Consider the following 215-nt stretch of genomic DNA (forward strand, 5'->3'; position numbering starts at 1 on the left):
GTTGAACACGAGATTAATTTCTTAGGAAAATAGATAATCTTCCTTGTGTGCAAGCACACGGTGTCAGATTCCTAATTTTCTACAGAAATTCGCTAGCCGAACATCTCTTTGTATCCTAGATAATGGAGCCTAGCGGGATCGAACCGCTGACCTCCTGCGTGCAAAGCAGGCGCTCTCCCAGCTGAGCTAAGGCCCCGACTAATAAACTGGTTGTT

General features: G+C 46.0%; 1 tRNA gene. It reads right to left on the reverse strand.

The features are described 5' to 3' along the window. Positions 1 to 123 precede the first annotated feature (123 nt). Positions 124 to 196, reverse strand: a tRNA-Ala gene (locus AT575_RS10475). Positions 197 to 215 lie beyond the last annotated feature (19 nt).

Source organism: Streptococcus penaeicida, assembly GCF_002887775.1.
Lineage (GTDB): Bacteria > Bacillota > Bacilli > Lactobacillales > Streptococcaceae > Streptococcus > Streptococcus penaeicida.